Raw genomic sequence first — 26,717 nt, forward strand, 5'->3', positions numbered from 1 at the left:
AAAAGCCACTCTTAATCGTGTCTTGGAACGAAATAGAGGCTTTTAAAGACTGCGTACATGGAGAATTAAAACAAGAATTACCCTCGAAAAGCCTATTTTTCCACTAAGTATTTATGCTCATTGCAAAGGTGAGATGCTCCCCTTGAGAGTAGCCAATAAATTTGAAACTTATTTAACAATTATAAGGAGCCAAATAGTATGAAGAATCGAGAGTGTTTAATTTTAGCTACTTTGATATTAAGTATTGGTCTTGCTGGCCAAGTATCTTCCCAAACTCCATCCCATGGTGTTGTTTATGGTTCAGATCGAGGCATTCAAGAAGCACAATGGGAAATGGAACAACTACCAAGACGATTGCCACAATATCGAGGCAAAAATAAGCTATTTAAACGAAAAGGATTTTATGTGAGTGTCATCTTATTCCCAAGCAAGCAAGATGCTGATAACGCTCGACCAATAATAGAGGATGAATATAAAAGAGGCTCATTTGTCGTCCCTCTTAACGAGTGGTGTCCCAATTGGAGAACACAGAAAGGTGAAGAAAGTGGCATAAGCTATTATGACTGCGGAAAATAAGAAATCCCTGTCAGAAAAACTAGGGTGATAATTCCTCGATCGCCCTACATTTATTTTAATGTTTACTTGATAAATAAGCTCTAAGACTGGAGCAAATCTGCGGAAGTATTGTCAAGTTTAAATAAAAATATAGTCAAACATAGTCATTCACGGTAAAATAAGCTCATCAAACCGCCGGTCGCTGGTAGGAGGTTTTTGTTTTGGGGAGACTCCGAGACGATGCCCTGTCCGGTTATACTTCATATTTATGAGAAACGCCGTCACTAAAAAAATCGCTAATTAATCGGGTAAATCAAAGCTGATAGCTAAAAAAACTGATAGCTGATAACCCGGGAGAAAATATAATTGTAGCTACCTACCCATTCCTGATTAATTCCTATGGCAGAAGAAACCACCACCCCCGCAACTCCGGCAGCAGAAGCAGCAAAACCGGCTCAACCTGCGGCTGCTAAAAAACCCAAGGAGCCAACCGTCGAGGAAAAACCCTTCGCTCAATTTATTGAGCAGCATTTTCAGCCCGCACTGGCGGCAGCCTTGCAAAAGCTCGGTATAAGTGATATAAAGCTGTCCTTTAAACAGGATAAAATTCCCGTGCAGGGCTTTTCTAGCTCTCCCTGTTGGCAGTTAACTGGCAATTGGCTCGAGGGAATGCGTCAATTTAGCATTTATTTTTTGGAAGAAAACATCAATGGTAAAAAAGCTTTTTCTCAAGCTGAGGGCGGTGCTCAACCTAGTACACTTGAATCATTTATGATCGATGAAAGGAAAGTTAGTCTTGATTTACTGTTGTTTTACACCCTGCAACGGCTTAACGGTCAAAAGTGGTTGACTAGAAACTAAAATTGCTCAGGATTAGCGATCGAGAAGGGGGGTAAAATGAGTATAGACGACCACCGCTTATCGATCGCTAATAGTAATTATGCGTGTATTTGTACTACTTTTTAACGCAGGCACAGAAAACGAAGGTATCCACACCATTCAAATGGGAGCTATCAATAAGGTGTTGATGTTTGAATCGGAAGATGATGCCACCCGTTATGCTCTGCTGTTAGAGGCACAGGATTTTCCGACTCCCACGGTAGAGAAAATTGATTCCGAGGAAGTGGCAGAATTTTGTCGCGGCGCCGGCTATCAAGCGGAAATGATTGCAGCGGGTATGTTGGTAATTCCCCCCGAAAGCAATGCCGAGGAGTTGGATTGGCAAAAAGAGGAAGTCCCCCCCGCCGAGGAGGAGTTTTCTGAGATTCCCGATGCGGAGTTAGACAGCATCCGTCGTCGTCTAGAAGGACTTTTGTAATCCAGTGATTCAGTGAACAGTAATCAGTAGTTTGGAGTCAGAAGACAGGATAATAAATCAATATTGTTCACTGATAACTGATAACTGATAACTGATAACTGATAACTGATAACTGATAACTGATAACTGATAACTGATAACTGACCACTGATAACTGATAACTGATAACTGATAACTGATAACTGACCACTGATAACTGACCACTGATAACTGATAACTGAATATGACAACCGTGGGGGAATTGGGCGAAAATTTGGTGGCGGATTGGTTGCAATTACAGCAATGGCATATTCTCCAGCGTCGTTGGCGTAGTGCTGGCGGTGAAATCGATTTAATCGTCTTGTCTAAATCCCAAGCGACTCTCGCTTTCGTCGAGGTGAAAACCCGCAGTGCTGGCAATTGGGATTTAGGGGGCAAATTAGCGATCAATGACCGTAAACAAGGTAAAATTTACCAAGCTGCCCAGATATTTCTCGCCTTTTATCCCCAATGGTCTGATTTAAGCTGTCGCTTCGATGTGGCGTTAGTTAGTTGTCAAAAAAGTTCTCTATTAGCTTTACCTGAGTTTTCCCTTGATTATCCCTGTCAGCTACAGGCAGGTTATCAATTGCAATTACAGGAATATCTCGTGGCGGTTTTCTAAAAACACAATAGGCCCGCCTAGGGAGGCGGGCTTCATCTTGTACAAACGATATGGACTCCTAAAAGTTTAACGGACTCAATACAATAGAGGTTTACAGAACCCACAACAGTCTATCTGTCAACTATCAAGATTTCTCAGTTTACCGACTCAGGTGCTGATTACGGCTCACTCCATCTGTCCTATATCGAGCAACAGAGGCGAAACCATACTTTACTTTACAAACTTTGAGAATCTGTGTCCGATTTAGCTGTTGCGTTGATCTAGAGCAGGCGGCACACGCTCTAGGTCTTTTTGCCCGGAAGGAAGTTGAGTCGCTTCCTTTGTGCCTTATGTTTTTAAGATAACACCTTTGTCGGGACTCGATCGAGCTTGTGATTAAAGTTTACACTTATTGATTTTTAGCAAAAATTGCCGTTACAAAACTATAGATAAGTGGCTGATAGATGTAGATATTTTACAACTAAGCTGTTTTGAATCTAAATTGCATATTCGATTTTTCCGACCGCCGACCGCCCCCTGCCGACCGCCTGATCTCAACAAGCAATTTAAATTACGAACAGCTTAAATTGTTTCTCCCCGCTCCCTGCTCTCCTGTACTTTTTAAACAAGATTTAGTATCACTATAGGTGGGAGAGAGTCACAAATATTAAGAGGAACCTAAAAAATGAGTCTAAAACTTTACTTTTTGCGTCATGGCGAAACTACAGCCAGTCAAACGGGTAGTTTTTGCGGTCGATTAGACTTGGAACTAACCCCGGCCGGCTATGAAATGGCCAAGGATTTCGCCCTTGCCTATCGAGATGTGCCTTGGACAGGTATCTATTCTAGTCCCCTCAAGCGCACCATGGCCACGGCCACCCCTTTAAGCGAACTCTTAGGTATTCCCATCCACAAACGGGAAGGATTAAAAGAGATTGCCTACGGTCAATGGGAGGGAAAAACCGCAGCCGAGGTTAATCAGGAGTTTCATGATGATTATGTGCGCTGGTTAGCAGATCCAGGCTGGAATTCTCCCACAGGAGGCGAAAAAGGCATCGATATCGCTCGTCGTAGTTCGGAAGTATTAGAGGAAATCGACCATCATCACGATGATGGCCATATTTTGATCGTTTCCCATAAAGCAACGATCCGAATCGTGTTATGTTCTCTTTTAGGCATTGATATCGGCCGTTATCGCGATCGAATTGCCATGCCCGTGGCCTCGGTAACGATCGTCGAATTAGCCGAACATGGTCCCCTCTTTCAAGTCATGGGCGATCGCTCTCACATCCGCAATGACCTGCGCTCCCGAGCGGGAACCTAACCAGTCAACAGCAACCAGGGAAACCCCGGATTTGGTCTCCTGAAAAACTATGTGCTTGATGTTATATTTTCTGCGACACGGACAGACAGCCTATAGCAAAACGGGGGGATACTGTGGTACTCCAGAAAATGATCCCGGTTTGACTGCCGAAGGCATCGAAATGGCGGAGGAATTCGCCGATGTCTATCGTTCTTTACCTTGGCGCGCGGCCTATGTCAGTCCCCTCCAAAGAGCTATTCAAACCGCTAAACCTCTCTGTGAAGCGGTGGGACTGAAATTAGAAATCCGGCAGGGATTACAAGAGATCGGTTATGGTCTTTGGGAAGGAATGCACCCTAACGATATTGATCATCAATATCATGATCTCTATGTGCGTTGGTTGACGGATCCCGCTTGGAATGCTCCCCCCAACGGGGAAAGGGGCATCGATATCGCCCGTCGTTCCGCGGCCGTTTTGGAGGAAATTGAACACACCCACAGTGATGGCAATATCCTGATTGTTTCCCACAAGGCCACCATCCGGATCATGCTCTGTAGTCTGATGGGTATCGATGTGGGCCGTTATCGCGATCGGTTTGAAATGCCCGTGGCCGCCGTCAGTATCGTCGAATTAGGCAGTCGTGGCCCGCTTTTCCATGGCATCGGTTTACGTTCCCACCTCAGTGAGTACCTGCGTTCTCTCCCCTGCACCTAATCAGTTATCAGTGATCAGTGATCAGTTATCAGTGACCAGTTATCAGTGATCAGTTATCAGTGATTCAGTTATCAGATGTGAGTTTTCATACTCAATCCGGATATTAAAAACTGATTATCTATTCCCTCTTTTGCCTTTTGCCTCTTGCCTTTTGCCTGTACTGATATGTAGCCTGTACTCAACGGATTTAGTATCAGGTCACTGATTACTGTTTACTGTTTACTGGACGGCTACGCCGTGCCTTTGGCAACACTGAAAATACTCCCCACTTCATAATTCATAATTCATAATTCCCAATTTATGACCAAAATCCATCACTTTGAGCGATTACCTTCCACTAATACTAAAGCTTGGCAATTATTAGCATCGGGGGAAAATCCGCCTTTTGTGGTGACTGCTAGTCAACAAAGTGCTGGGAGGGGACAATGGGGACGGGAATGGATTTCTGAACCGGGAGGATTATATTTATCTTTGGCGTTAAATCTGGATTTAGAGGTGGATAAATCTGCCCATCTCGTTCTCGCTACAGTTTGGGGCATCGCTCATCACCTCAATTGTCAAGAAATACCCGTTAAAATCAAATGGCCGAACGATTTAGTATTACTAGGGCGCAAACTAGGGGGAATTAACCTAGAAACCCGTATTCAGGGTCAAAACATCCCGCAAGCAGTCATCGGAGTGGGCCTCAATTGGTCTAATCCTGTCCCCCCCACCGGCATTAATTTACAAGCTTTTACTGGCAATAAAATCACCTCGATCGCTCAGTTAACTTCTCTCACCAGCGATGCTATCCTATACGGCTATGAATATTACTGTCATAGAGGCATAAAAGCCCTATTAGCCTCCTATTTAGAGCTTTTTGTTAATTTTGGTCAAAAGATAGTTTTTGAGGGCTATCAGGGCATAATAACGGGGGTAAGCGATCGAGGGGAACTAAAAGTTAAACTCACCTCGGACAATGCCAGTAGCGAAATCTATATACCGGCCGGTAGGGTCAGTCTCGGCTATAATTGAGTCTAAATATTTTTTTGACTAAACTGTGAGAAGTGAGGCCGCCCTATGTATCCTTCATCGGTGATATTGAAACTTTTTCTCGGAAAATCCTTAAAAAAGAAGTTGAGTTTATGCAGTGGTCTCGGTTTGGTGATTGGCGGTCTGCTCACTCTTGCTCCCAATGCGATCGCTAATTCCGAAACTGGCAGCGAAACCCCAGTAGTGGAAAATGCCGCCCCGACTCTAAAAGCCCCCGTTATCAAAGAAAATACTAATCCCGCTCCCCGTCTGGCTATCCCCGAAAACCATCAAACCGATATGCCTACCCTTGCCCCCCGGGCCGGCGGTAAAAATAATTTTATCGATACCAGAAACTTTAACCCCCCCAGTTCCGTTGTCGTCACCGAGCGCCGCAGTGGTTGCCAAACCATCGCCCAAAATGGTCAACTGGTAGGAGGTAGCTGTAATCTGGCGGCCCGGTCCCCCCGTCGTCAGCCGGTCAGCACTGTGGCCAAACCCTTACCCCCGGTTAATCTGGCCCGGGTGCGTCTCAATCCTAATCCGGCGGTGCGGGTAGGGCGGCGGTCCGCAAATCAGCCGGTTATCGCTAATAATTCCCTCCGTCGTTATGCCCCCACCCTCGTGGCCTCTAGCAGCCCGGTACGTCTGGCCGCCCCGACGGTGATTCCCAGTCAGGTGGTAGCCCTCAATCCCCCGGAATGGAATGGCGTAAAATTAGCTTTAGCCCCCGTGACTCGCGCAGAAGTGGCGGCCATCAGCGAAGCGACCACCTATGAGCGGGCCACCCGTTTAAGTCCCACGGATTCTAACCAAACTCAACGCACCGATTTACTTTTTCCCCTCGCTCTTCCTGCCCAAATTACCTCGGTTTTCGGGTGGCGAAATCATCCAGTCACCGGGAATCGGGCCATGCACGCGGGTACTGATTTAGGCGCACCGATGGGAACACCTGTATTAGCCGCCTACGCAGGGGAAGTGGCCACCGCCGACTGGTTGGGAGGTTACGGATTAACGGTGATTTTACGTCACCTCGATGGTAGTCAAGAATCTCGTTATGCCCACCTTTCGGAAATTACCGTCAAACCGGGAGAATGGGTGGAACAGGGCGCGGTTATCGGTCGTGTGGGTAGTACGGGACTTTCTACCGGTCCTCACCTACACTTTGAATGGCGACACCTAACCGAACAGGGTTGGACCGCCGTAGATGCCGGTTTACATCTAGAATTAGCCCTCGATAATCTGGTGCAGAGAATGCAAATGGCCGCAGCCACTGACGCTAATCAGAATTAATTTGTTTTGGGTTACAAATATAGCGGTTTTTGGAGCTTAAAAACGCATCGTTGAGCTTTTGCCCAATTGATGCGTTTTCATACATTCGCAGTCTTAAGTAGGGCTTGCTGAATAAATGTGAAATGTAGGCAAGGTAAGGGTTTTGTGGCTTTACGAGCGAAACAGGTGCAAGATTTTGAGAGAATCTTGCTTCAAAACCTGGCATCTTGAGCGGCGCTCGCGTCCTGTAGGGGCGAAGCATTCGGATAGAAAATCTACGGTTTCACCGATAGGTTATTGCCCGAATGCTTCGCCCGTACTTTTTCAGCCAACCCTAAGTAGTTGGACAAAAATAAAGTTAACTGTGGGGTCAGGAGTCGTTCGTCAGGAGTCGGTCGTCGGTCGTCGGGAGACGGGATACACGCTAAGATACAAATAATAAACTTCAGAGAAGCACTTGATTAAATATGACTCTAACTGACGTTGAAGTAAATCCCTCGACTCCAGAAGATTTTTTAGATTCTGAAACATTAGTACAGGTCGATTTAATGCAGCAAAAGATTCAACAATATATACAAACCCTATCAGTAGAAAATTTAAAGATGATTCTAGAATTTGCCGCTTATTTGTCAGATAAAGAAAGTGAAAAGGCAACGCAAGAAATTAGAGCAATCCCGAATATTATGGAACATTTGAAAGAAGCTGAAATGGATTTACAATCAGGTTGCCTCATTGATTGGGAAAGCTGAGATGACTTATAAAGTCCGTTTGACAGCTAAAGCAAATAAAGTTTATTCTGAAGCGGATTCAATCTTAAAAAAGAAGATTGCTAAGTGTTTAAAACTCGTTCAAGAAACACCGAAAAATCACCCTCAAATTAAAGCATTAAAGGGAGAATTTGCTGGGAAGTATCGCTTCCGCGTTGGAGACTATCGGGTTATCTATACAGTTGATGATAGTCAGTCTCAAGTTATTGTCTTGCTGATTGAACATCGCAGTCAAGCTTACCGCCAATAAATAGGGTTTGCTGAATAAATGTGAAATGTAGGCAAGGTAGCGGTTTTGTGGCTTTTCTCCCGAAACAGGTGCAAGATTCTGAGAGAATCGTGCTTTAAAACCTTGCGTCTTCATGGTTCCGCGTCCTGTAGGGGCGAAGCATTCGGACAATAACTTATCGGTGAAACCGTAGATTTTCTATCCGAATGCTTCGCCCGTACTTTTTCAGCAAACCCTATGTTCTATAAAAATGGTAATGCAAGGTTTTTGAAGCTCCCAATCCTCATAGTGTTAATATTCGCTAATCTCATGCAATTGGAAAGGCAAGATTTGAGAAAAAAAGTAGAAGTTAAGGAACGCGGAGCATTCGTTCTTCGATTTCTTGCCAGACGGTAGGGGAAATATTAACAGCCACTTTTTGGCAACTTAGCATTAATTCATTAACGTATAGATAATTTTGAAATATAATCCAGTCAGGTGTTCTCCAAGAAGAGAACCCAATTGGACTTTGCTTATAAAAATCTAGAATTATTTTTTCATAAAATGCTGAGATTTGATCAAATTCTAATTGTCCTAGTATTTTTTTTGTAATTGAACTAATCAATGCAAAAATATGTGTTGCTGTTTTTTCACTTTGCATTTGTTCACTGGTTAACAAATGTCCATAATGATATTGATACAAAACATCAATACCAACATATTTTTGTCTTAATTTATCTAATTGCTCAAGGAAAGGTTCGTCAAATTGTGGAGTATTATCTATGTAATTATTATACATATCTGAATGTATTCGATTATAGCACTTGGTAAAATTAATCCCTTTATTTAATCTGTCAAAAAGAATGATCGAGCGTTTTGCAGAGGGTTTAACCGATTCTTTTAATTCACCAGTTGCTTGCTCTACCCAAACAAGAAATTTAGATAATTTGGCATTCTTCGCATATTCCTGAGCTTCTTTCTCCATTGCTAATAACAATTTATCGGCTTTCCCTCGCATCAAACCCGCCACTAACAAAAACACCTCTTGCCAACGAGTTTCTGTTACATAATTCTTAACTGCTTCTTCAATCAAATCATTATCATAGATATACTGAGCCGTGAGGTATTCCTGAAGGGTTAAATGAGAAAAAGAATAGACAGATCTAGCCCGCTCTACTAAAATTCCCTGTTCAATTTCAATGGTTTTTAATACTTTTTCTCCGTCTAAATGTTGTGGAGCATTTAAGTTTTGTTTAAGGTGATCTTTAATTTGCTTAACAACTTCTCGTTTTTCTAAAAAAAGTTTATCTGCTACAAAATTCTGATAAGCAATTTCAGATAGCAAAATTTCTTCTTGCTCAATACTGAGATTTTCATAAACTAAACCGCGATTAGGTAAACGTTTTTCGGCTGACCATTTTTCCAATAAAATTCGTAACGCATCTTGATAAAGGCGACTGCGATTTGTGGGAAACGATTGATTTTCATCATAAACCAAACACAAAAAAGTCAACAATAACGGTGTATGGGCTAACTCTTTTGCACTTTTATACTCCTCCTTTTGCAACAGTTCCCAACAATTTTTAGCCGTCTCATTTTTCCGATCTAATTCCGAACTAAACCAATGTTCAATAAAACTTTGAATTTGCTGATCATCAAATTCGACAATTTCAATATCGGTAAATCGTTGAAGATGAGTTCTAGCAGCAGTACGACAGGAAAGAATAAAACGATTTTTATGATGCCTATCTACAAAATCTTGAATTTTCTCGATTACATTATAAACATTAGCTGTTGGCACTTCATCTAAACCATCTAATAAAATTAGTAATTCCCCTTTTTCTAGTTTATTGCTAATATTTTTTTCCACGTTGGGAAAACCACAGATTTTAAACTCCTCTTCAATTAATGCCTGAATATTAATCTCGTTTTCTTTAAAGTTTTTCAACTCCAGTAAAACCGGTGTTAGAGGATGCTGATAACTGCCTTGCTTTCCTTTGAGAGCTTCTAGCCCAACTTTTCGCAAAAATGTAGATTTACCAATACCAGGATCACCAAGTACCATTAAATATTGTTCTTGATTAGCCAAAAGTAAACCATCTTTTTTACCATCATCCCTAAAGTTAAACCGTCGCTGCTTACTCTCACGGTATTTATTTTCTAAATTTTCATCATAATAATCCCTGACTAAATTTCCTAAACATTTGACATTAACATAAATTGACTCCAAATCCATCGGCTTAGACATTTTTAAAACCTTAATCATGCCGTGCCGATCCCAGTAACGTTGAGTATATTCCCGCAAAAAAAGATACTTTCCTTCTTTGATAAGCTGCCCGACATCTTTATTCAATAACTCATTTTTATTAATACCCTCCCACCCCGATTTAATCGTTTGGCCAATAAAATTATTAGTCAATGCCGTTACAATGGTTGTTTCAATTCCTGTCATAACTTAACCCCTGTAAACCCTCTGACGCTTAGTATAAGCCAGAAAGCGGGTTTCTCATCAACCCAGAAAGCGGGTTTCTCATCAACAAACCAGAAACCGGGTTTCTCAACAACCCAGAAACCCGCTGGCTCTTTTGGATTTGGTGGGTAAAATGTATTCTGAGATACAGTCCTGCTGGCGAGGGAGTGGAGGGAACCACTCCAGACACAGAGGACACAAAGATCGATCCTATGTAAGTTAAACTTATCACACAGAACCTAGAAGAGCCACCCGCTTTCTTATCAACTCAGAAACCCGTTTTCTAAGAATATAATGTGCTTAAATTAGATAATTTCTAAGCCATGAGAACGAAACCAGATAAAGATTTACCCCAAGGGACTAAAATCGGCAACAATGCGCGGTTAGAGGCTTCCATAACAGCAGAGCAAAAGCAACTGATGGAGATGGCTGCCTTTTTACGGGGACAGAACTTGACTGAATTTATGGTGTCAGTTTTGGCTGAGGCAGCTATGCAAACGATCAAAGATAGCCAATTGGTAGAATTAACCGAACGCGATCAATTCGTTTTTGTCGAGGCCCTGTTAAATCCCCCCGCTCCCTCCGAGCAAGCTCAAGCAGACGCTCAATGGTATAAGCAAATGATGAATAAATAGTTGCTAGATTTGTGTTAAGAAATCAATAGAGTCACAGAAAAACTTTTCCAAGAGATTCAACCTGACAAAAGAAAAACCTTTACTTGTGACAAGGTTAAAGAATTTTGTGGACATCAAGAGTTGAGTGAGAAACTAGGAGCAGATTTTTATTTTGCTACTCCTTATCATTCGTGGGAGAGGGGATTAAACGAGCATACCAATGGACTGTTAAGACAATTTTTCCCCAAGAGGACAAATTTTAAAATCGTTAAGCCAGAGGAGGTGGAAAGGGGAGCATCTCACCTTTGTAACCCCTAAATCAGGTTTTATGTCAAGCTATTTTAAAAGCCTTGCCAGAAACCAGTTTTAGGGACAAGTATAATTACTCACTTGTATAAATGAGATGCTCCCGGTGGAAAGGTGGAAAGAGCCGTAAACTTAATTAACAATCGTCCTCGAAAATGTCTTGACTATCAGACACCCAATGAGGTATTCTATCAAGCTAGATCAGATAGTGATGCAATTCAGACTTGCATCGGCTGTTCTTGGTCTCAATCTTAATACATCACAGGAGAACTTATGTCTATCGAAGCCGTCAGACAGTTTAATGAAATTGCTAAGAGTGATCTAGAAATTCAAGGTAGTCTAGAACTAACAACAGATGTCCAAAGTTTAATGGATCTTACTGTCATACTGGCTTCTGAGAGAGGCTTCAGCTTTACCTCTGAAGATCTGGCAGAATACTACTCCGAAGAAAGTAGAAGACTTCCTGATATATCTCTCAGAAATGTGATGCTTTTAACTAAACAATATGCGTTCGAAAGCGACCCGGACGTTTGTTATCGATTGCCTTTCTTAGCTCGTGAAATCTGCCGAAAACTCAATTCTTAAAGAAAGCGGGTTTCTTAGAAAACGGGTTTCTTAAAGAAACCCGTTTTCTAATCTCTTAAACGGCTAAACTGAGAATAGCTGCCTTTCTTGACTCTCATTTCTCAGATTGTAAAATAATGCAAATTTATCTTGACTATAGTGCCACTACCCCCACTCATCCCCAAGTAATCGAGCGGGTTGCCACTATTCTCCAACATCATTGGGGCAATCCCTCCAGTTTACACACTTGGGGACAGGATACGGCGACAGTCATCGAAATGGCCAGAGAAGAGGTGGCAGGGTTAATTAATGCCAATCCAGACCCAGATTATCTTAACTTCTGGCGGCACGGCTATCAAGCTAAAATTGATAAGCCTCCCGGTAAACCGCCCAAGGCTGGTTCTAATCTTAAACCTAGGCTAAATCAGGACAAGGAGAAAAAATAAAAATTCTTGGGTGGCTATTCCCCCTTTTTCCTGTTCTAACTGATAACTGATAACTGATTACTGATTACTGATAACTGATAACTGATAACTGATTACTGATTACTGATAACTGATTACTGATAACTGATTACTGATTACTGATTACTGAATATGGCTTATTCTCGCATTAAAAAACTAGCAAATTATCTACGTCCCCATTGGCAAATAGTAACTGGGGGGGTAGTTGCGCTGCTTATTGTTAATCTTTTGGGTGTTTATATACCGCTTTTAATCCGGGATAGCATCGATGATTTGAGTAAATCCTTTGACTTTCAAAAAATCATTTATTATCTAATTTTAATTGTCGCTTTAGCCTCGATTATGTGGTTTATCCGCATGAGTTCTAGAGTATTATTATTCGGGATCGGTCGTCAGGTAGAGTTCGATATTAAACAAAAAATCTTTCAGCATTTATTAACCCTTGAACCTGCCTATTTTTCTCGGCAAACTTCAGGAGATTTAATCAACCGTGCCACTAGCGATGTGGATAATGTGCGTCGTCTGGTGGGTTTTGCTTTGCTCAGTTTGGCTAATACTTTTTTTGCCTATGGGTTAACTTTGCCCGTGATGTTAGCGATTCATATTCCCCTTTCAATCGCCGCTATTTCTGTCTATCCTTTGATGTTAATTGCTGTGCAGTTATTTAGTGGTCGTCTGCAGCAGCAACAGCAAAAAGTACAGGAAAAACTCTCGCATCTGAGCGATTTAATTCAAGAGGATATGAGTGGTATTACTCTGATTAAAATCTATGCCCAAGAAGCTAACGAGCGCCTAGCATTTAAACAAAGAAATCGCGAATTATTACAGGCTAATTTAGATTTAGTCCAGACTCGTAATTTTCTTTTTCCCCTGATTGAAGCTTTAGCCTATGTGAGTTTATTGGCGTTGCTTGCTCTCGGTACTAGACAAATTATAGCGGGTAATATCACCATTGGAGACTTTATTGCTCTGTTAATTTTGGCCGAAAGATTAGTTTTTCCCACTGCTTTATTAGGTTTCACTATTACTGCCTACCAACAGGGAGAAGTGAGTATTGATCGCCTAGAAACTATCCTATTAGCTGAGGCTAAAATTAAAGACAATGCTGATTGTATTCACTTAAAAAATATTCAAGGAAAAATTACCGCCAAAGCCTTGACTTTTTTCTATCCTGATGCTAAGGAACCAGCCTTAAAATCTCTTTCTTTTACCATTAATCCGGGGGAAACGGTAGCGGTCGTCGGTGCGATCAGGTCGGGAAAATCTACCCTTGCTAACGCTATTCCCCGTCTTTTGAATATTGCCGAGGGACAGTTGTTTATTGATGATCAAGATGTCACTCAAATTGCCCTTGAAGAGCTGCGAAAAGCGATCGCTTATGTTCCCCAAGAAAGTTTTTTATTTAGTACCACCATTGAAGATAATATCCGTTATGGCAATCCGCTGCTGAATTTTCCAGCAGTGGCATCGGCGGCCAAACAAGCGAGAATTGAGGAAGAAATCGAGAATTTCCCGCAAAAATACGGCACTTTAGTGGGAGAACGTGGGATTACTCTTTCCGGTGGTCAACGTCAACGGGCCTCTTTAGCGCGCGCTTTAGCCATCCAAGCACCGATTTTAATCCTCGATGATGCCCTATCTAGCGTCGATAATCAAACAGCCACGGCTATTTTGGAAAATCTCGCCCAAGAAAGCCAAAAAACCGTGATTTTTATCTCCCATCAATTATCGGCCGCTGCCACTGCCGATCGCATTTTTGTCATGGATCGCGGAGAAATTGTTCAGATAGGAACCCACGAGGAGTTAATCACAGTCCCCGGAGTCTATCAAAATCTCTGGCAACAGCAGCAGTTAGAGTCTAAGGTTTTACATTAGCCGATCAAATAGCGAATCTGCTAGTTATTGCCAGTTAGTAGGAGAATTTAAGAAGAATTTTCTGGCTATTTTGTCGATTTAATGGCAGTAAAAGCCAAGAATCTCACTCAACACTTTATAAAAATTTCTAGCCAATTTTTGTGTTATCTTGATTTCTCGTGGCACAGGTAATGTGCTAAAAACCTAATAGAAGTCCACTTGTACCGAGAAATTCATGCTTAAAAATCTGACTAAAACCGCTCTTTTAGCCACCGTTACCCTGATCGGTATCCCCAGCGTCTTAATTCAGCCGACATTTGCCCAAATGCCTAGTCTAGGAGATGGTATCATCTGTACGGCAACTGGCAAAACCGCCCAAGGAGTAAAACTCTATGTTTATACTTCTGAAATTGATGATGACTCGATCAGCAAAAAAGAACCGGTGACACTGACAATGGTTTCTCCGGTTAGCGATGTGGTGGAAGGGCAAATTTTGGTAGTTAACAAAGACGATAACACCGTAACGATTGATAATTTTGCTGCCGCAACTCCCCCGGAAATGCAGCCGGTAGGATTAGCTGTCACTACCTACCAAGGTAGAAATACTTTTAGCGGAAAAAGTCAAGCAGGAACACCGGTTAGTTTTACCCTAGAAAACAATCTTCGCACCATTAAAGTTAAGCATGGTGGTGATTCTTTCACGGGAGTCTGTCACTAAAATTACCCTAATATGGGTTAACAGTTTTGTTAGTCCTCTTTGACTTGAGCATCTCAAAAGCTGGCTGTTATATTAACCCAGCTTTTTTTAATTATAATTAGTTATCTTTTAGCGACAATGAACAAGAATCAACTTTTAAGCGAACCTTTTTTACAATTACCCACCGAAACATCAATACAAGTGGTTTGGTTTACGGAATTTTTTGGCACTCGTCATCAAGTCCGCTACGGGGAAAAACTAGAGAAAATGGTCCCCGCTCGCACTAGCAAATTAACTAGAGTTAGAGAAGATGCTCAATCGAGAACCCTTGAAGCTTATCAATCTTTAACCGAGCGAGAAATCTGGCGACATCAGGCAGAAATTACTGATTTAAATCCCGGGGAAAGGATTCCCTATCAAGTCACCAGTTTTCAGGAAAATACAGCGATTAGAAGTGATATTTATACCCTTACCCCAAGACCAAAAAAAGGAACTAATCTCAAAATTTTGCTCACTTCCGATCATCAATTAATGCCCATGACTGCCGCTAATTTGCAAAAAGTTAGCGAAACTATTGGACAAGTAGATGCAGTTTTTTTAGCAGGAGATTTAGTTAATATACCCGATCGAGCTTCCGAATGGTTTGATGATAGTCGCGGTGGGGCATTCTTTCCCTGTTTACAAGGTCGTGCCAATTATACTCTTACAAAGAATGGTATTCAGACTATTTATAAAGGGGGGAAAATTATTCAAAATGCGCCCTTATTTCCTGCTATTGGTAATCATGAAGTTATGGGCAGATTTTCTAATTCCACAGGTTTAAATGAACAGTTTGAAGATGCTATTCCTGAATTTATTGCTAAACAACTAGCAGCGGATACAGCAGCAATTAATGAAACCTGGTTAAAAAATCATGCTTTTAACACAGAAACCTACGAAGAAATTTTTTCTTTACCTCAAAATAAATATTATTCTCTCACCTTTGGTGATATTCGTTTAGTGGTTTTATATGTTACTAATATCTGGAGAAATCCCAATTTAGAACCCAGTACAAAGGGAAGATATTACGAAAATCAAAGAGATTTAGATAGGTCAGATCTCTGGGGTTACGGTCAGCATATTTTTGAGCCAATTGCTCAGGGCAGTACTCAATATCAATGGCTAGAAAAAGAATTAAATAGTCGAGAATTTCAAGAGGCTAAATATAAAGTAGTTATGTTTCATCATCCTCCCCATACCCTAGGAGGAAATATCGTGCCACCCTACACCGATCCCGTGCCGACAATTAAACGGGATGCCACGGGAAAAGTTAGATCGGTACGTTATGATTATCCCCAAGAAAATGATTATATTATTCGTGATCTAATTCCTTTATTAGAATCAGCCAAGGTTAATTTGGTTTTTTATGGTCATTCCCATTTATGGAATCGTTTTCTTAGTCCTAAGGGTATGAATTTTCTCGAATCTTCTAACGTTGGTAATAGTTATGGCGCTCATTTAGGTGATAAAAAACGTCCTGTACCTCTCGATAGAAATTATGGGAGCGTCGGTAATCCCAATCGATTACCAGCAATTATCCCAAACATTGCTCCTCTAGTGGATTGGGTTAATCAACCTTTACCCTATATTGCCAGTAATGATCTGACGGTTTTTAGCATTTTAGATACAGAAAAAGGAACCGTGAGCAGTTATCGTTTTGATACTCGTTATCCTGACTCGGAAGTAATTAAATTTGATGAATTTGACCTTTTTGGCGTAGGTGAAGTATAATAAAATCAAAGAGTGCCGGTTAAATAGATTCTCTTAGGGTTAATTCTATGACTACTGTTACCAGCAATGATATTCAGGAATTGAAAGACTTACTCTCGGCAATGCGACAGGAAAACCGCGAGCAAATGATTTCTCTGCGAGAAGACACCCGTGAGCAAATGATTTCTCTGCGAGAAGACACCCGTGAGCAAATAAGTTCCCTGAGGGAAGACACCCGTGAGCAAATAAGTTCCCTGCGAGAAGAAAACCGCGAGCAAATAAGTTCCCTGCGGGAAGAAAACCGCGAGCAAATAAGTTCCCTGCGAGAAGACACCCGTGAGCAAATTGATACGCTAAAGGAAGATAATCGCCAACAACTAGAAACCCTGAGAGAAGAAAATAACCAGCAATTTGTTAACCTACACAAAGAAATCACGGAAGTCAAAATTATCACGGCTAAAATTGAAGGAACAATTCAATCCCAAGCAGTATTAACCCAAAAAATTCCCGATTTAATCGAGAAAGTTGGGGAATTAAAAAACTGGAAACAAATAGCTATTGTCGCTATCACTGCTTTTACCAGTGCCACAATTACTTGGTTTATTCGAGGAGGAAATTTAAAACCTTAAAGTCTGGTATTTTTCTCAATTCCTAATTGGTGCATTTCCAGAATAATCGGTTTCAGGGTTTCTCCGAAAGCGGTTAAAGAATATTCAACTTTAGGAGGAATTTCTGGATAAACTTCTCGGTGAATCAGTCCATCTAACTCTAGTTGTTGGGTGAGAACTTTTTGACTAATGGGACTTAAACAAATTTTAAGCCCAAACAAAGCCGAAACTGGCTTGATAAGCGGCAAACACATCCTGATTCTCGGTCAGCCACCTAAAGAAACGAAAAGACATCGCTGTCCGAAAAGCTTCCAAAGCTTCCACAAAAGTGTTTAAAGGTCGATTCGTCCACCGCCTTTGCAGTCCCCCAGTTAACTTATGCCACAGGATAAATGTATAGGCACAAAACACCAAGATAAAATAAAGTGATGTAATCGGTTATAAACTACTCCGACGGCATTATTGGCCATTTGAGGGAGGTTTTTCCTCTCACTTTCCCCTAATAATCCTCCTAAATATTGTCTGAAGCCGTTTTTTTGCGCTTCGTTTTTGAAGCAATTGTCAAACCGCCGACACCATCGGTCAAAGCATGGGGGCATCGCGGCTGGGGTTGTCTCTTTCATCGCCGATTTTTCAACGTAAAGTGCTTATTCTATAACGATTATACTCTATTATACTCTTGTTGATCGTTTAAGTCCCACTAGGATAAATTGATCTCTAATAACCCCGGTGGTGGCGCAATCTCGATGCGTGCCGCTTTCAGATCCACCAGTGGAACAATTTCTTTGACAAAGGGGACCAGGGCCGTGGCCTCTGAGTCGGAGGATGGACTTTTTTTCTTGACGGAAGCTAGATTTGCTTCTAGTTGCACTGCTAAAATGTCATTACCCGCCCACAAAATATCTACTACAACCCCGATTTTTTCTCCTGTCAGGTGATGATAAACTTCTAAGTTTACTAGCTCACTAACATGATATTCATCCGCTTTTAGGCGAGGTTTTTCTAGTTTATTCGCCCATAATTTATATCCGCGCAAAGCTTCGGCCTGTTCCCGATTTTCAACCCCCTCTAACTTGATAATATAAACATTTTTGCCCGGTAGCTCACGTCCCCTGAGCAGAGTAATTTCTCGGATTTCTCCCCCTTGAGTCCCTTGTATTCCCCTAATACCTCGCTTCTGAAAACGTTCGGGAAAATCTGATACCGATAAAACTCGCAATTCTCCCTCCAGTCCCTGGGGTGCTACTATTGTCCCAATTTCTAGCCAATTTTCTTCCATTGTCTCAATATTTTTTGCTATAGCTTTCCCTAGTATATAGCCTTTTTTGTCTCGCTCCTAGATTTTTAAAGTCTTGGTAGGGTAAAATTTTTAGTTGACCTCTACTCCTGACCATTTTTTGACTTTTTACTGGTGGCTTTTTACTGAATTATGACTATTTGGCAAGCGGATTTTTATAAATCTTCATCTTCTCCTTCTCTTGGCACAGTCTGGCAATTGTTAATTTCCGATTCTCTTGGTCATCTTATCTATGAAAATTCCTGTCCCCAATCCCAAGCTAATAGCGACTGGTTAACCCAACAGTTACAGCAAGCTTGTCAAGTCTCCCCCCCGGAAATTATCCAAGTTTTTCGCCCCCAATGCGCCAATTTATTTCTCCTCGCCGGCCAAAATTTACAGATCAAAATTGAGTTAACCCGTCACGTTAACGCTCTGAAAAAACAGCTAGAATTACGGCAAATCCCCATCAATATCGACTCTCCTCCACCGCAACCCCTACCAGACCAATTTTTAGGTCAAGAGTGGCGTTTTGCTCGCTTTCCCGCCGTTGATTTAGTTAACTTTTTTGGCGATCGCAGAATACCGATTCTTTCCCTACCAGAAGCCTTTTCTCCTTTAAAATTAGGTTTAGCCTCCACTCTCATGATCCCCGGCGTGGTTATTACCGGTGGTAAAAAATCTCTTGCCATCGCTCGTTGGTTAGAGGAAATTAACCCGGTATTTATCGATCATATTCCCACAGAAAGGGGGCGATCGGGCGGTTTAGTCTTGGAATCGGGTCTAAATGAACGTTGGATTTTTCTGACCTACGAAGATGAAGAAGTGGCCCTGGCAGCCAATGTTTATCAAGCAACCAAACAGGAAAGCCAAGGTTTGCACTTTCTCCTGATACAACCGGATGATTCTGGTCGCACTTTTACCGGCTTTTGGCTACTGAAACAAGTTTAACCCCCAAGCTGTCCCCAAGAGGCAAAGAATACCCGCTAAACCCGCTAAAGGTTGGTTATAGATACCTTTGACCCAAACTAACCCAGAATCGCTGTAAGACATCAATTCGGCACTGTCTAGCAAAGCTAATCCCCATACCCAACCGCTATGAAGTCCCCAAGCTAATCCTAAACTACCATGATCGATCGCCCGCGCCCAGACCAGAACCATCCCCATCAGAAATAAACCGGGTAGTTGCGGCAGCGTTTGCTGACGTTCCCAAAGCAGATGCAGCAGGGCAAAAATTAGGCTAGAAATGGCTCCCGCCACCCAAAAACCGTATTCTTGGCTTAATTGACTCAAAAAGATGCCCCTAAAGATTAATTCCTCGGTAATACCCACCCAGAGGGCCACTATCAACAGGGGTAAACTCAAGGCAAAAGCGCGAGTTAGATTTTTGGGCTGCCAATGTACCCAGGCCAAAATCCCCTCTAGGAAAAAAATTATCCCTAATCCCACCACTGCCAAGATTAATCCTTTGGTTAGGGAGATAAATAGGGAAAATGACCAAATTAATCCGTAATTATGGAGGCTGCTCCCCTCTATCTTCAATAATCCCCAGATAACTAAGGGAGCCAAGGCGTAAAGAGAGGCCACTAGGGGCAATTTCTGGTCAGGTTTTGTCCCTTGCAGCGGTTGCCATCCCAAACGACTCCCTAAACCAATGGCAATGGGCAGCCAGAGAATTAACCAGGCTAACAGGAAAATAATAATTTTTATTAAGGCAGCCATGTCCATTGTCAATTAGGTGCTATGGAAGTGGGGTGTGGGGTTTTGGGGTTTTGGGGTTTTGGGGTTTTGGGGTTTTGGGGTATTAGTTGAAATTTCCCTATCCCCCCATTTCCCCATTTCCCTACCCCCTACCCCTAACAGCCATAAAACAAACCCCCTAGGCATAGGATAACTGTGGAACTCTGCTCTGGTAAAGCCTAGCTCCAACAAAAATCCATCCCTAGGGGGTTGCGAAAAAGAAGAAAAAGTGCTTAAGTAAAACCCCTCGAGTTGATGAAAGAGGCGGTCAGGGGTTAGAATTAGGGATAAGAATCTATATTGTCTTTTTGGTCGGTCTTGTCAAAACTAGCCCTTTTGACTGCCGATTTTTTTTGTCCTTATCCCTACTCCGTAACCTATTTAAGCTTCTACCGGTTCTTCTGATTCCGTTTGTTTGAGGTGGATGTGCTTGTAGCCAAGTTTGATTTCAAACTCATCGCCGGGCTGCAAGTTCATTTGTTCGGTATAGGTGGAACCGATGACGATTTGACCATTTTTGTGGACACTAACCCGGAAAGTGGGTTCGCGGCCGCGGCCATCTTTAGTGCCTTCGGGATCGAGAGGAACCCCTTTTGCACCTAAAACAGCATCGTAAAAGTCGGTTAAATTGACCCGAACTTGGCCATCTTTACTTTGAGAGTAGTAACCACAACGTTTTGCCGTTTCGCGACGGGGTAAGTGGGATAACTCTTTGACTTTTTGTAGTAGAGCTTTCCCGGTTAGGGGAGTAGGAGAGATGTCACTCATGGTACTTTTTAATGTTCCTTGATTTTTGACTGACTGTCAATTAAGTTTACACTGACAAATTGATCATACCAAAAATCTTGCCAAAAATGTCTAGAGGGGAATAATAAATTTTTTAAAACTGATGGTTCGGTGATGACAATCGTGCTAAGAAGACCCCGGACTAGGTAGTAAGTGTAAACCTTGTGGGGGAGAGGAAATTTTGGGTTAAGACTCTGGCAATTTTTGGTCGGGTGGGAGGAAAACAGGGGGGAGAAAGTAAGTCCATAAAACCGATAAAGCTATACCCAGCAAGGAATTGAGAAAATTTACTTGTGGTTGGAGTTGGCAAAAAACTAATGACCCAGAGCAGTAAATCCGGGGGGATTAAACTGTTTTCGAGCGACTTGCCCATCTATCATTAGGCCTAGATACCCACCCCTTGGCTCAACCGACCGGGGAAAATCTTAAGGATTAATTACCATTACTAGCTCCCCTTTGGCCCGTTAACATCGATTATCCTGAGTATTAGGAGTCCCTCACCCCCGTGCCGAGTATGGAAGTTTCTTTTAAAATTCTGCGTCAACGACCCAACGACACCCCCTACCTAGAAAATTTTACCCTAGAGGTGGAGGCCGGAAATACAATTCTCGACTGCCTTAATCGCATCAAATGGGAACTTGATGGAACTTTGGCCTTTCGTAAAAATTGCCGCAATACAATTTGTGGCAGCTGTGCCATGAAAATTAACGGTCGTTCGGCCTTGGCTTGTCAACAAAATATCGCCAGTGAATTAAACCATTGTAGCCAAAAAGATGCCGGAGAAATTCCCGAAATCACGATCGCCCCTCTGGGGAATTTACCGATTATCCGGGATTTAATCGTCAATATGCAACCGTTTTGGGACGATTTAGAAAGGGTTGAACCTTATATTAGTAGTCAAGCGCGCACCATTCCCGAACGAGAATTTCTGCAAACTCCAGAAGAAAGAGCCAATCTCAATCAGATGGGTAACTGCATTATGTGCGGGGCCTGTTATTCGGAATGTAACGCCAAGCAAGTCAATCCCGATTTTGTCGGGCCCCACGCTTTAGCAAAAGCGCAGCGCACCCTAGCAGATTCTCGCGATGGTAATCAAGAAGGTCGTCTAGAACTTTATAACCAAGGCACCGCAGGGGTTTGGGGGTGTACCCGTTGCTATTTCTGTAATGCGGTTTGTCCTATGGAAGTGGCTCCTATGGATCAGATCGGTAAAATTAAACAGGAAATACTCGCTCGCAAGTCGGCCGATAGTAGTCGTCCCATTCGTCACCGGAAAGTTTTAGTGGAATTAGTCAAAGCAGGAGGATGGGTGGATGAACGCCAATTCGGCCTCTATGTGCTGGGCAATTATTGGCGCGATTTACAGGGTTTATTAAGTATTGCCCCCTTGGGATTGCGGATGATTACTAAGGGTAAATTTCCCACTTCCTTTGAAGCTTCCGAGGGAACCGAGGAAGTGAGAGGTTTAATTACTGCCATTCAAAATTCTCGCTCTCGATAGTTAGAGCAATTTTCAGATGTATTATGATCTATATTCTATATGACTGGAGAACCCCTTATCATGTTCGATCGAGATAGTATCCGTGGTTTTTCTGCCCTGCTCACCCTTGTGGGAGTCGCTTCTAGTTTGGGTTTTAGCTTCAACGCACCGGCTTTCTCCCAAGCTACCTCTAACAATTTACCTTTACTCTTAGCCCAAAAAAGCGAAAAGGTGCGAGTAGCGGTTTTAGACTTCGATTATAGCGGTCTCAGTAATCCCCAATGGTTAACATTTCTCAATGGTGGAGCCAGTGGTGTCAGTGATATTCTCGTCAATAGATTGGTGGAAAGTGGTCGCTATACAGTCATTGAGCGCAGTCGCATTGATGCTGTCCTCAGAGAACAGAATTTGGGAGCTTCGGGACGGGTAGATGCCGCTACCGCTGCTCAAATCGGGCAAATTTTGGGGGTAGATGTGGTGATTATCGGTTCGATTACCCAATTCGATTTACAAAAAAAACAATCCGGTGGCTCGTTTATTATTTTTAGCACCGCCAAGACAGAAACCGATGCTTTTGTCAAGTTAAATGTCCGGGCAATTAATACCACCACGGCCGAAATTATTAGCACCGCTCAGGGAAATGGTAGTGCCAATCAATCCGATGGTTCAACCGTGGTTTTAGGGGTTGGGGGTGGTTCCCAAACCTCCAACGAAGGGAAATTACTCAGTATTGCCACCGATAAGGCAGTAGCGCAGGTGGTGGATAATCTCAACAATAAAGCCGAACAAATCGCCGCTACACCTCGCTCGCTCCCGACTGTCACCGCTTTAGTGGCTGCCGTGACGGGAAATCAGGTAATTCTCAATAAAGGCACGGGAGAAGGCTATCGTGTTGGTTTACGCATTTCCATCGAACGGACGACTCAAACGGTCAAGGATCCGCAAACGGGCAAGGTTATCCGTCAGATTACTCAACCGATTGGCACTCTCGAAATTGTCGAAGCTGATGGTCAATCTAGCGTCGGTCGCATCATTACCGGTAATGGTTTTAAAATCGGTGATTTAGCTAAACCGATTCGTTAATTGGGAATTATGAATTATGAATTATGAATTGGGGAGGTGGGGTGTGGGGAAGTGGGGAAGTGGGGAAGCTGTCTCATCACCCTATCACCCCAAAACCCTATCACCCTATTTATTTCCTGCCTCCTGACGACCGGCTACTGACTCCTGATAAGTGAACACTCACGCAAATTTGAAGTTATTTGACACTCCCGTCGCACTAAGCGCTTCGGGATTCTTAGTTCAACGAGTCCACTTAAATTAGATGCCTTGCGTTATCCAACCCAGAGGTGGTTCTCTCCCTAAGCGTTACTTTTCGTATGCCCTACGATAGTCCCCCCCTTGCCCCCCCCGACGTCGGGGGGCAAGGGGGGGTACAAAGTTTGCTTGAATTGAAACGTTAGCTTCAAATACTGCTTTGTCTATTTCCTGTAAAGATTTTACCTACTCACAGGGGGAAACTATAGGACTTACGCACTGTACAAATTCACCATGATGTGTATGAACGAAAATCCGTCGTTCCAGACTTTTGGCGATTAACTTCTGATCGATAGCGATCGCTCAAAAGTCATCAAAAAATCACGTTAAAATGCCCGAAACCTATACCTCATATTTGGTCGATCCTGTCAATGCGTAAGTCCTAAAACTAGAACTATTGAGTAGAACCCCATATCTTTAATTGTCAAGGTGCAGATAGCGTAGTGGTTAGACTACATGGGTTTTTAAAGCGGTTGATTACCCTATCCGCTCTACTTACATGGTAGCTATTTGGCCTGAGTAGGTCAAGACCCTTACAAGAAGAAGTTATTCGAGATTTTGTCAGGAGACTGGACGCTTATTTTGGCTCTTCGGTAATTGTTATGCAATGGACGGGGGTTATAAGGGATGGAACCCTTATATAGAGAGGCATTTAGCGATTTTTGTCAATTGTTTTTGCTCTAGAGCGAACTAATCAATTAAGTCTCTTGCCAAATAAGGATTTAGTCGATTTATGCCCCCCTATCGAACCATCCCAAGTAACGAAGAACCCTTATTTTTAATCGTGCTTCGTGTCACTGAGCCTTTACATTGAGCCTTTACATCGAAGCCCCTCGAAATGTGTCGAAGTGCTGTTTTATATTGGCGCTTGGTTTCATCCCGTCGCTTTTAGGGACGGGATGAAACCCCGACATTTGAGATAAAATTTATAATTGGAATCCCTTGGATATTCCCTAGACCAGAGCGATTAACGAAAACTATCAAAAAATGGTACAAGATCAAAAACCCACGGTAATCATTACTGGGACAACTTCTGGAGTCGGTCTCTACGCCGCTAAATCCCTTGCTCAAAGAGGTTGGTTTGTGGTTATGGCCTGTCGGGATATCCCGAAAATGGAACAGGCGGCCAAGGAATTAAACATTCCCCGGGATAACTACTGTATTGAATTTATCGACCTCGGTTCCCTCGATAGCGTCCGGCGCTTCGTTAAAAATTTCCGGGCCTTGGGCAGACCTCTAACCGCTTTAGTCTGCAATGCCGCTATCTATCTACCTTTGCTCAAAGAACCCTTAAGAAGTCCCGACGGTTATGAATTGAGCATGGCCACCAATCATTTAGGTCATTTCCTCTTGTCGAATTTGCTCTTGGAAGACCTAAAAAATTCCCCCTCTCCCGACCGGCGTTTAGTCATTCTCGGTACTGTCACCCATAATCCCGATGAATTAGGCGGTAAAATTCCTCCTCGTCCCGATTTGGGCGATTTGGAGGGGTTTGCCAAGGGTTTCAAAGAGCCGATTACTATGGCCGACGGCAAAAAATTTGAATCGGTCAAAGCCTACAAAGATAGTAAGGTGTGTAATGTTCTCACCATGCGGGAACTGCACAAACGCTATCACGAATCCACCGGAATCACTTTTACTTCCCTCTATCCGGGTTGTGTGGCCGATACACCCCTTTTCCGCAATCATTACCCCTTTTTCCAGCAGTTTTTCCCCTGGTTCCAGAAAAATATCACCGGTGGCTATGTTTCCCAAGAATTAGCCGGGGAAAGAGTCGCCCTGGTGGTGGCTGACCCCGAATACCGTCAATCCGGCGCTTACTGGAGTTGGGGCAACCGTCAGAAAAAAGAGGGTAAATCTTTTGTACAAAGGGTTTCTCCTCAAGCTCGCGACGAGGAAAGAGGCGAAAAAATGTGGGAATACAGCGCTAAATTAGTCGGATTAGCCTAATTTCTGATTTTGAGACTAAAAAGGGACACAAGGTAACTTGTGTCCTTGTGGAAACGGGGAGCGCTGGGACAGGGAAAAACAGTCCATAACTGGGTTTTTAAAGCTTGATTGGCAGTTAATGATACTATTAAAAACCGATTTGTTATTATTCCGATTTGACTGCAAGCTTTTAATGGGGGGGCGGCTTATTTGTTTCAATCTGCACAAGAGCCACCGCAGTCTGTCCCCGAAGGCGATAACGTGGTTGGTTTACTTCTCCTTGCAGGGGGATTTAGCTTAAAACGGGTGATTTCTCGGTTATTGAATCAGTAAACTTTGATGAGGATGAATTGGGGACGTAAGCGATGGGGTTTATGTCTCTTTGTTATAATTCAAAGGCTAGGCTATAATAACTCTTCATAAACACCGATAATTTTAGTCAAAGATGTAAAAAAGGAAGAGTATTATTGTGAGAGCGTGTAATTAGTATAATTAAAGTAAAAATCATCCCAAGGTAGCCATGATTAAAAACATTAATGTAACTGGACTTAAACCTGAACAAATTCAGCAGATACAGGTACTTATTGCCGCATTTAAAGCTCAAAATCAACTCAATCAAAGTGAACCTGAAATTGATCTGATTGAATATCTGTTGGAAAATCCTATAGAGGTTGATAATTTAGAATTGATGAAACGAGAAGAAATTTATGACAGAACTTAAAAATCATAGTTGTTTTGTTGATTCTAATATTTGGCTTTATGCTTTTTCCACTGATAAAAAAGAAGAAAGTAAAAGAATATTGGCAAAACAATTAATTAAAGAAAAGTCCATAATTATCAGTACCCAAATAATTAATGAGGTTTCTTGTAATTTACTTAAAAAGCATAAGCTTGATGAAAAACAATTGTTTAAATTAATTGTTTCCTTTTATAGAAAATATCAAGTTATCTCCAGCAATTCTCATTTTAAAAAGTAACAAGTGATACAGACAGAAACAAAGCTTTAAGCAAGCTACAAAATGCGCTCCCGCGAGTGCGACTGCATCGCAGAGAAGTGAGTATATAGAGTATTTATACTCAAAATATTTGAAA

At 42.4% G+C, this 26,717-nt stretch carries 28 protein-coding genes and 4 pseudogenes; 25 read left to right on the top strand and 7 right to left on the bottom strand.

All coding sequences use genetic code 11. The features are described from left to right. Positions 1 to 198: 198 nt before the first annotated feature. The 3 genes from IM509_RS01935 (at position 199) to IM509_RS01945 (ending at position 1,873) form a co-directional block, all read left to right on the top strand. Positions 199 to 576 carry a hypothetical protein gene (locus IM509_RS01935; protein ID WP_052276124.1) on the top strand — a complete coding sequence of 126 codons (378 nt, stop codon included), beginning with the start codon at positions 199 to 201 and terminating at the stop codon, positions 574 to 576. A gap of 378 nt (positions 577 to 954) precedes the next feature. Next, positions 955 to 1,416, top strand: coding sequence for a DUF2996 domain-containing protein (locus IM509_RS01940; RefSeq protein ID WP_052276123.1), 462 nt, complete (start codon positions 955 to 957; stop codon positions 1,414 to 1,416). 79 nt (positions 1,417 to 1,495) lie between these two features. Then, the gene (locus IM509_RS01945; RefSeq protein WP_002765892.1) at positions 1,496 to 1,873 is read left to right on the top strand and encodes a DUF3110 domain-containing protein; all 378 of its coding nucleotides are present in this window, start codon (positions 1,496 to 1,498) and stop codon (positions 1,871 to 1,873) included. Between the two features lie 67 nt (positions 1,874 to 1,940). Here the strand turns inward: IM509_RS01945 and IM509_RS01950 are convergent, their stop codons facing one another. Then, on the bottom strand, positions 1,941 to 2,147 hold the full coding sequence (locus tag IM509_RS01950; protein WP_287716297.1) for a hypothetical protein: 207 nt from the start codon (positions 2,145 to 2,147) through the stop codon (positions 1,941 to 1,943). Here IM509_RS01950 and IM509_RS01955 point away from each other — a divergent pair. From IM509_RS01955 to IM509_RS01985, 7 genes are all read left to right on the top strand, one after another. Continuing rightward, on the top strand, positions 2,097 to 2,516 hold the full coding sequence (locus IM509_RS01955; RefSeq protein WP_002765893.1) for a YraN family protein: 420 nt from the start codon (positions 2,097 to 2,099) through the stop codon (positions 2,514 to 2,516). The two genes, IM509_RS01950 and IM509_RS01955, sit on opposite strands and share 51 nt — an antisense overlap. A 664-nt stretch (positions 2,517 to 3,180) precedes the next feature. Next, positions 3,181 to 3,819: a histidine phosphatase family protein gene (locus IM509_RS01960; protein WP_002746077.1), complete on the top strand. Its 639-nt coding sequence runs from the start codon at positions 3,181 to 3,183 to the stop codon at positions 3,817 to 3,819. Positions 3,820 to 3,868: 49 nt separating this feature from the next. Continuing rightward, complete coding sequence (locus tag IM509_RS01965; RefSeq protein ID WP_002765895.1) at positions 3,869 to 4,513, top strand: histidine phosphatase family protein; 645 nt, start codon at positions 3,869 to 3,871, stop codon at positions 4,511 to 4,513. 300 nt (positions 4,514 to 4,813) lie between these two features. After that, positions 4,814 to 5,527 (top strand): biotin--[acetyl-CoA-carboxylase] ligase, encoded by a 714-nt coding sequence (locus IM509_RS01970; protein WP_185237034.1) that lies wholly within the window; start codon positions 4,814 to 4,816, stop codon positions 5,525 to 5,527. Positions 5,528 to 5,572: 45 nt separating this feature from the next. Next, positions 5,573 to 6,817 carry a M23 family metallopeptidase gene (locus tag IM509_RS01975; RefSeq protein WP_185237035.1) on the top strand — a complete coding sequence of 415 codons (1,245 nt, stop codon included), beginning with the start codon at positions 5,573 to 5,575 and terminating at the stop codon, positions 6,815 to 6,817. Positions 6,818 to 7,263: 446 nt separating this feature from the next. Next, positions 7,264 to 7,545 carry a hypothetical protein gene (locus IM509_RS01980; RefSeq protein WP_002787278.1) on the top strand — a complete coding sequence of 94 codons (282 nt, stop codon included), beginning with the start codon at positions 7,264 to 7,266 and terminating at the stop codon, positions 7,543 to 7,545. 1 nt (position 7,546) lies between these two features. Then, positions 7,547 to 7,813, top strand: coding sequence for a type II toxin-antitoxin system RelE family toxin (locus tag IM509_RS01985; protein WP_272079402.1), 267 nt, complete (start codon positions 7,547 to 7,549; stop codon positions 7,811 to 7,813). 328 nt (positions 7,814 to 8,141) lie between these two features. Here the strand turns inward: IM509_RS01985 and IM509_RS01990 are convergent, their stop codons facing one another. Beyond that, the gene (locus tag IM509_RS01990; protein WP_185237036.1) at positions 8,142 to 10,223 is read right to left on the bottom strand and encodes an NACHT domain-containing protein; all 2,082 of its coding nucleotides are present in this window, start codon (positions 10,221 to 10,223) and stop codon (positions 8,142 to 8,144) included. A 341-nt stretch (positions 10,224 to 10,564) separates the two neighbouring features. Between IM509_RS01990 and IM509_RS01995 the strand changes: the two genes are divergently transcribed. The 8 genes and pseudogenes from IM509_RS01995 (at position 10,565) to IM509_RS02030 (ending at position 17,118) form a co-directional block, all read left to right on the top strand. Continuing rightward, a complete protein-coding gene (locus IM509_RS01995; protein ID WP_052276119.1) occupies positions 10,565 to 10,876 on the top strand; it encodes a type II toxin-antitoxin system TacA family antitoxin in 312 nt (103 codons plus the stop codon). 18 nt (positions 10,877 to 10,894) lie between these two features. Beyond that, positions 10,895 to 11,143: pseudogene (locus tag IM509_RS02000) on the top strand (IS30 family transposase); the annotation flags it as partial. Between the two features lie 291 nt (positions 11,144 to 11,434). Beyond that, entirely contained in the window at positions 11,435 to 11,746 is a 312-nt protein-coding gene (locus IM509_RS02005) for a Nif11-like leader peptide family natural product precursor (protein WP_052276118.1), read from the top strand. Between the two features lie 116 nt (positions 11,747 to 11,862). Next, positions 11,863 to 12,133: pseudogene (locus IM509_RS02010) on the top strand (aminotransferase class V-fold PLP-dependent enzyme); the annotation flags it as partial. 188 nt (positions 12,134 to 12,321) lie between these two features. Then, positions 12,322 to 14,064 (top strand): ABC transporter ATP-binding protein, encoded by a 1,743-nt coding sequence (locus IM509_RS02015; RefSeq protein WP_185237037.1) that lies wholly within the window; start codon positions 12,322 to 12,324, stop codon positions 14,062 to 14,064. A gap of 214 nt (positions 14,065 to 14,278) precedes the next feature. Continuing rightward, complete coding sequence (locus tag IM509_RS02020; RefSeq protein ID WP_072925027.1) at positions 14,279 to 14,761, top strand: hypothetical protein; 483 nt, start codon at positions 14,279 to 14,281, stop codon at positions 14,759 to 14,761. A 117-nt stretch (positions 14,762 to 14,878) separates the two neighbouring features. Then, complete coding sequence (locus tag IM509_RS02025; protein WP_072925030.1) at positions 14,879 to 16,510, top strand: purple acid phosphatase family protein; 1,632 nt, start codon at positions 14,879 to 14,881, stop codon at positions 16,508 to 16,510. 47 nt (positions 16,511 to 16,557) lie between these two features. Beyond that, positions 16,558 to 17,118 (top strand): hypothetical protein, encoded by a 561-nt coding sequence (locus IM509_RS02030; protein ID WP_249264843.1) that lies wholly within the window; start codon positions 16,558 to 16,560, stop codon positions 17,116 to 17,118. Here the strand turns inward: IM509_RS02030 and IM509_RS02035 are convergent. The 3 genes and pseudogenes from IM509_RS02035 to rimM all read right to left on the bottom strand — a co-directional run bounded on the left by IM509_RS02035 (position 17,115) and on the right by rimM (position 18,376). Beyond that, entirely contained in the window at positions 17,115 to 17,318 is a 204-nt protein-coding gene (locus IM509_RS02035) for a winged helix-turn-helix transcriptional regulator (RefSeq protein ID WP_283160172.1), read from the bottom strand. The genes IM509_RS02030 and IM509_RS02035 overlap by 4 nt on opposite strands. Continuing rightward, a pseudogene (locus IM509_RS02040) lies at positions 17,305 to 17,720 on the bottom strand (hypothetical protein). The gene IM509_RS02035 and the pseudogene IM509_RS02040 overlap by 14 nt, the downstream one beginning before the upstream one ends. A 77-nt stretch (positions 17,721 to 17,797) precedes the next feature. Beyond that, positions 17,798 to 18,376: a ribosome maturation factor RimM gene (gene rimM, locus IM509_RS02045; protein WP_052276112.1), complete on the bottom strand. Its 579-nt coding sequence runs from the start codon at positions 18,374 to 18,376 to the stop codon at positions 17,798 to 17,800. Positions 18,377 to 18,526: 150 nt separating this feature from the next. Between rimM and IM509_RS02050 the strand changes: the two genes are divergently transcribed. Then, positions 18,527 to 19,324, top strand: a complete 798-nt coding sequence (locus tag IM509_RS02050) for a Tab2/Atab2 family RNA-binding protein (protein WP_072925033.1) — start codon at positions 18,527 to 18,529, stop codon at positions 19,322 to 19,324. Here the strand turns inward: IM509_RS02050 and IM509_RS02055 are convergent. Both IM509_RS02055 and IM509_RS02060 read right to left on the bottom strand, forming a co-directional pair. Beyond that, positions 19,307 to 20,101, bottom strand: coding sequence for a CPBP family intramembrane glutamic endopeptidase (locus tag IM509_RS02055; RefSeq protein WP_052276113.1), 795 nt, complete (start codon positions 20,099 to 20,101; stop codon positions 19,307 to 19,309). The two genes, IM509_RS02050 and IM509_RS02055, sit on opposite strands and share 18 nt — an antisense overlap. Before the next feature lie 393 nt (positions 20,102 to 20,494). After that, on the bottom strand, positions 20,495 to 20,881 hold the full coding sequence (locus tag IM509_RS02060) for an AbrB family transcriptional regulator (protein ID WP_002734386.1): 387 nt from the start codon (positions 20,879 to 20,881) through the stop codon (positions 20,495 to 20,497). Positions 20,882 to 21,413: 532 nt separating this feature from the next. Between IM509_RS02060 and IM509_RS02065 the strand changes: the two genes are divergently transcribed. The 6 genes and pseudogenes from IM509_RS02065 (at position 21,414) to IM509_RS02085 (ending at position 26,602) form a co-directional block, all read left to right on the top strand. Continuing rightward, positions 21,414 to 22,400: a succinate dehydrogenase/fumarate reductase iron-sulfur subunit gene (locus IM509_RS02065; RefSeq protein ID WP_052276115.1), complete on the top strand. Its 987-nt coding sequence runs from the start codon at positions 21,414 to 21,416 to the stop codon at positions 22,398 to 22,400. Positions 22,401 to 22,460: 60 nt separating this feature from the next. Next, complete coding sequence (locus tag IM509_RS02070) at positions 22,461 to 23,462, top strand: CsgG/HfaB family protein (RefSeq protein ID WP_185237038.1); 1,002 nt, start codon at positions 22,461 to 22,463, stop codon at positions 23,460 to 23,462. A gap of 836 nt (positions 23,463 to 24,298) precedes the next feature. Continuing rightward, a pseudogene (locus IM509_RS24280) lies at positions 24,299 to 24,478 on the top strand (hypothetical protein). A gap of 205 nt (positions 24,479 to 24,683) precedes the next feature. Next, positions 24,684 to 25,646 carry a protochlorophyllide reductase gene (locus tag IM509_RS02075; RefSeq protein WP_002765916.1) on the top strand — a complete coding sequence of 321 codons (963 nt, stop codon included), beginning with the start codon at positions 24,684 to 24,686 and terminating at the stop codon, positions 25,644 to 25,646. A 499-nt stretch (positions 25,647 to 26,145) separates the two neighbouring features. Next, the gene (locus IM509_RS02080) at positions 26,146 to 26,346 is read left to right on the top strand and encodes a hypothetical protein (RefSeq protein WP_052276116.1); all 201 of its coding nucleotides are present in this window, start codon (positions 26,146 to 26,148) and stop codon (positions 26,344 to 26,346) included. Continuing rightward, a complete protein-coding gene (locus IM509_RS02085) occupies positions 26,333 to 26,602 on the top strand; it encodes a PIN domain-containing protein (RefSeq protein WP_221634801.1) in 270 nt (89 codons plus the stop codon). The genes IM509_RS02080 and IM509_RS02085 overlap by 14 nt, the downstream gene beginning before the upstream one ends. Positions 26,603 to 26,717 lie beyond the last annotated feature (115 nt).

This window comes from Microcystis sp. M31BS1 (assembly GCF_020245285.1).
GTDB lineage: Bacteria > Cyanobacteriota > Cyanobacteriia > Cyanobacteriales > Microcystaceae > Microcystis > Microcystis panniformis.

Coding starts and splice junctions, on each gene's coding strand:
- IM509_RS02085 (WP_221634801.1), top strand. CDS start 26,333: ATGACAGAACTTAAAAATCATAGTTGTTTTGTTGATTCTAATATTTGG.
- IM509_RS02005 (WP_052276118.1), top strand. CDS start 11,435: ATGTCTATCGAAGCCGTCAGACAGTTTAATGAAATTGCTAAGAGTGAT.
- rimM (WP_052276112.1), bottom strand. CDS start 18,376: ATGGAAGAAAATTGGCTAGAAATTGGGACAATAGTAGCACCCCAGGGA.
- IM509_RS02025 (WP_072925030.1), top strand. CDS start 14,879: ATGAACAAGAATCAACTTTTAAGCGAACCTTTTTTACAATTACCCACC.
- IM509_RS01960 (WP_002746077.1), top strand. CDS start 3,181: ATGAGTCTAAAACTTTACTTTTTGCGTCATGGCGAAACTACAGCCAGT.
- IM509_RS02020 (WP_072925027.1), top strand. CDS start 14,279: ATGCTTAAAAATCTGACTAAAACCGCTCTTTTAGCCACCGTTACCCTG.
- IM509_RS01990 (WP_185237036.1), bottom strand. CDS start 10,223: ATGACAGGAATTGAAACAACCATTGTAACGGCATTGACTAATAATTTT.
- IM509_RS01970 (WP_185237034.1), top strand. CDS start 4,814: ATGACCAAAATCCATCACTTTGAGCGATTACCTTCCACTAATACTAAA.
- IM509_RS01995 (WP_052276119.1), top strand. CDS start 10,565: ATGAGAACGAAACCAGATAAAGATTTACCCCAAGGGACTAAAATCGGC.
- IM509_RS01985 (WP_272079402.1), top strand. CDS start 7,547: ATGACTTATAAAGTCCGTTTGACAGCTAAAGCAAATAAAGTTTATTCT.
- IM509_RS02060 (WP_002734386.1), bottom strand. CDS start 20,881: ATGAGTGACATCTCTCCTACTCCCCTAACCGGGAAAGCTCTACTACAA.
- IM509_RS01965 (WP_002765895.1), top strand. CDS start 3,869: ATGTGCTTGATGTTATATTTTCTGCGACACGGACAGACAGCCTATAGC.
- IM509_RS01935 (WP_052276124.1), top strand. CDS start 199: ATGAAGAATCGAGAGTGTTTAATTTTAGCTACTTTGATATTAAGTATT.
- IM509_RS02065 (WP_052276115.1), top strand. CDS start 21,414: ATGGAAGTTTCTTTTAAAATTCTGCGTCAACGACCCAACGACACCCCC.
- IM509_RS02050 (WP_072925033.1), top strand. CDS start 18,527: ATGACTATTTGGCAAGCGGATTTTTATAAATCTTCATCTTCTCCTTCT.
- IM509_RS01940 (WP_052276123.1), top strand. CDS start 955: ATGGCAGAAGAAACCACCACCCCCGCAACTCCGGCAGCAGAAGCAGCA.
- IM509_RS02055 (WP_052276113.1), bottom strand. CDS start 20,101: ATGGACATGGCTGCCTTAATAAAAATTATTATTTTCCTGTTAGCCTGG.
- IM509_RS02015 (WP_185237037.1), top strand. CDS start 12,322: ATGGCTTATTCTCGCATTAAAAAACTAGCAAATTATCTACGTCCCCAT.
- IM509_RS01980 (WP_002787278.1), top strand. CDS start 7,264: ATGACTCTAACTGACGTTGAAGTAAATCCCTCGACTCCAGAAGATTTT.
- IM509_RS02075 (WP_002765916.1), top strand. CDS start 24,684: ATGGTACAAGATCAAAAACCCACGGTAATCATTACTGGGACAACTTCT.
- IM509_RS02080 (WP_052276116.1), top strand. CDS start 26,146: ATGATTAAAAACATTAATGTAACTGGACTTAAACCTGAACAAATTCAG.
- IM509_RS01945 (WP_002765892.1), top strand. CDS start 1,496: ATGCGTGTATTTGTACTACTTTTTAACGCAGGCACAGAAAACGAAGGT.
- IM509_RS02070 (WP_185237038.1), top strand. CDS start 22,461: ATGTTCGATCGAGATAGTATCCGTGGTTTTTCTGCCCTGCTCACCCTT.
- IM509_RS02030 (WP_249264843.1), top strand. CDS start 16,558: ATGACTACTGTTACCAGCAATGATATTCAGGAATTGAAAGACTTACTC.
- IM509_RS01955 (WP_002765893.1), top strand. CDS start 2,097: ATGACAACCGTGGGGGAATTGGGCGAAAATTTGGTGGCGGATTGGTTG.
- IM509_RS01975 (WP_185237035.1), top strand. CDS start 5,573: ATGTATCCTTCATCGGTGATATTGAAACTTTTTCTCGGAAAATCCTTA.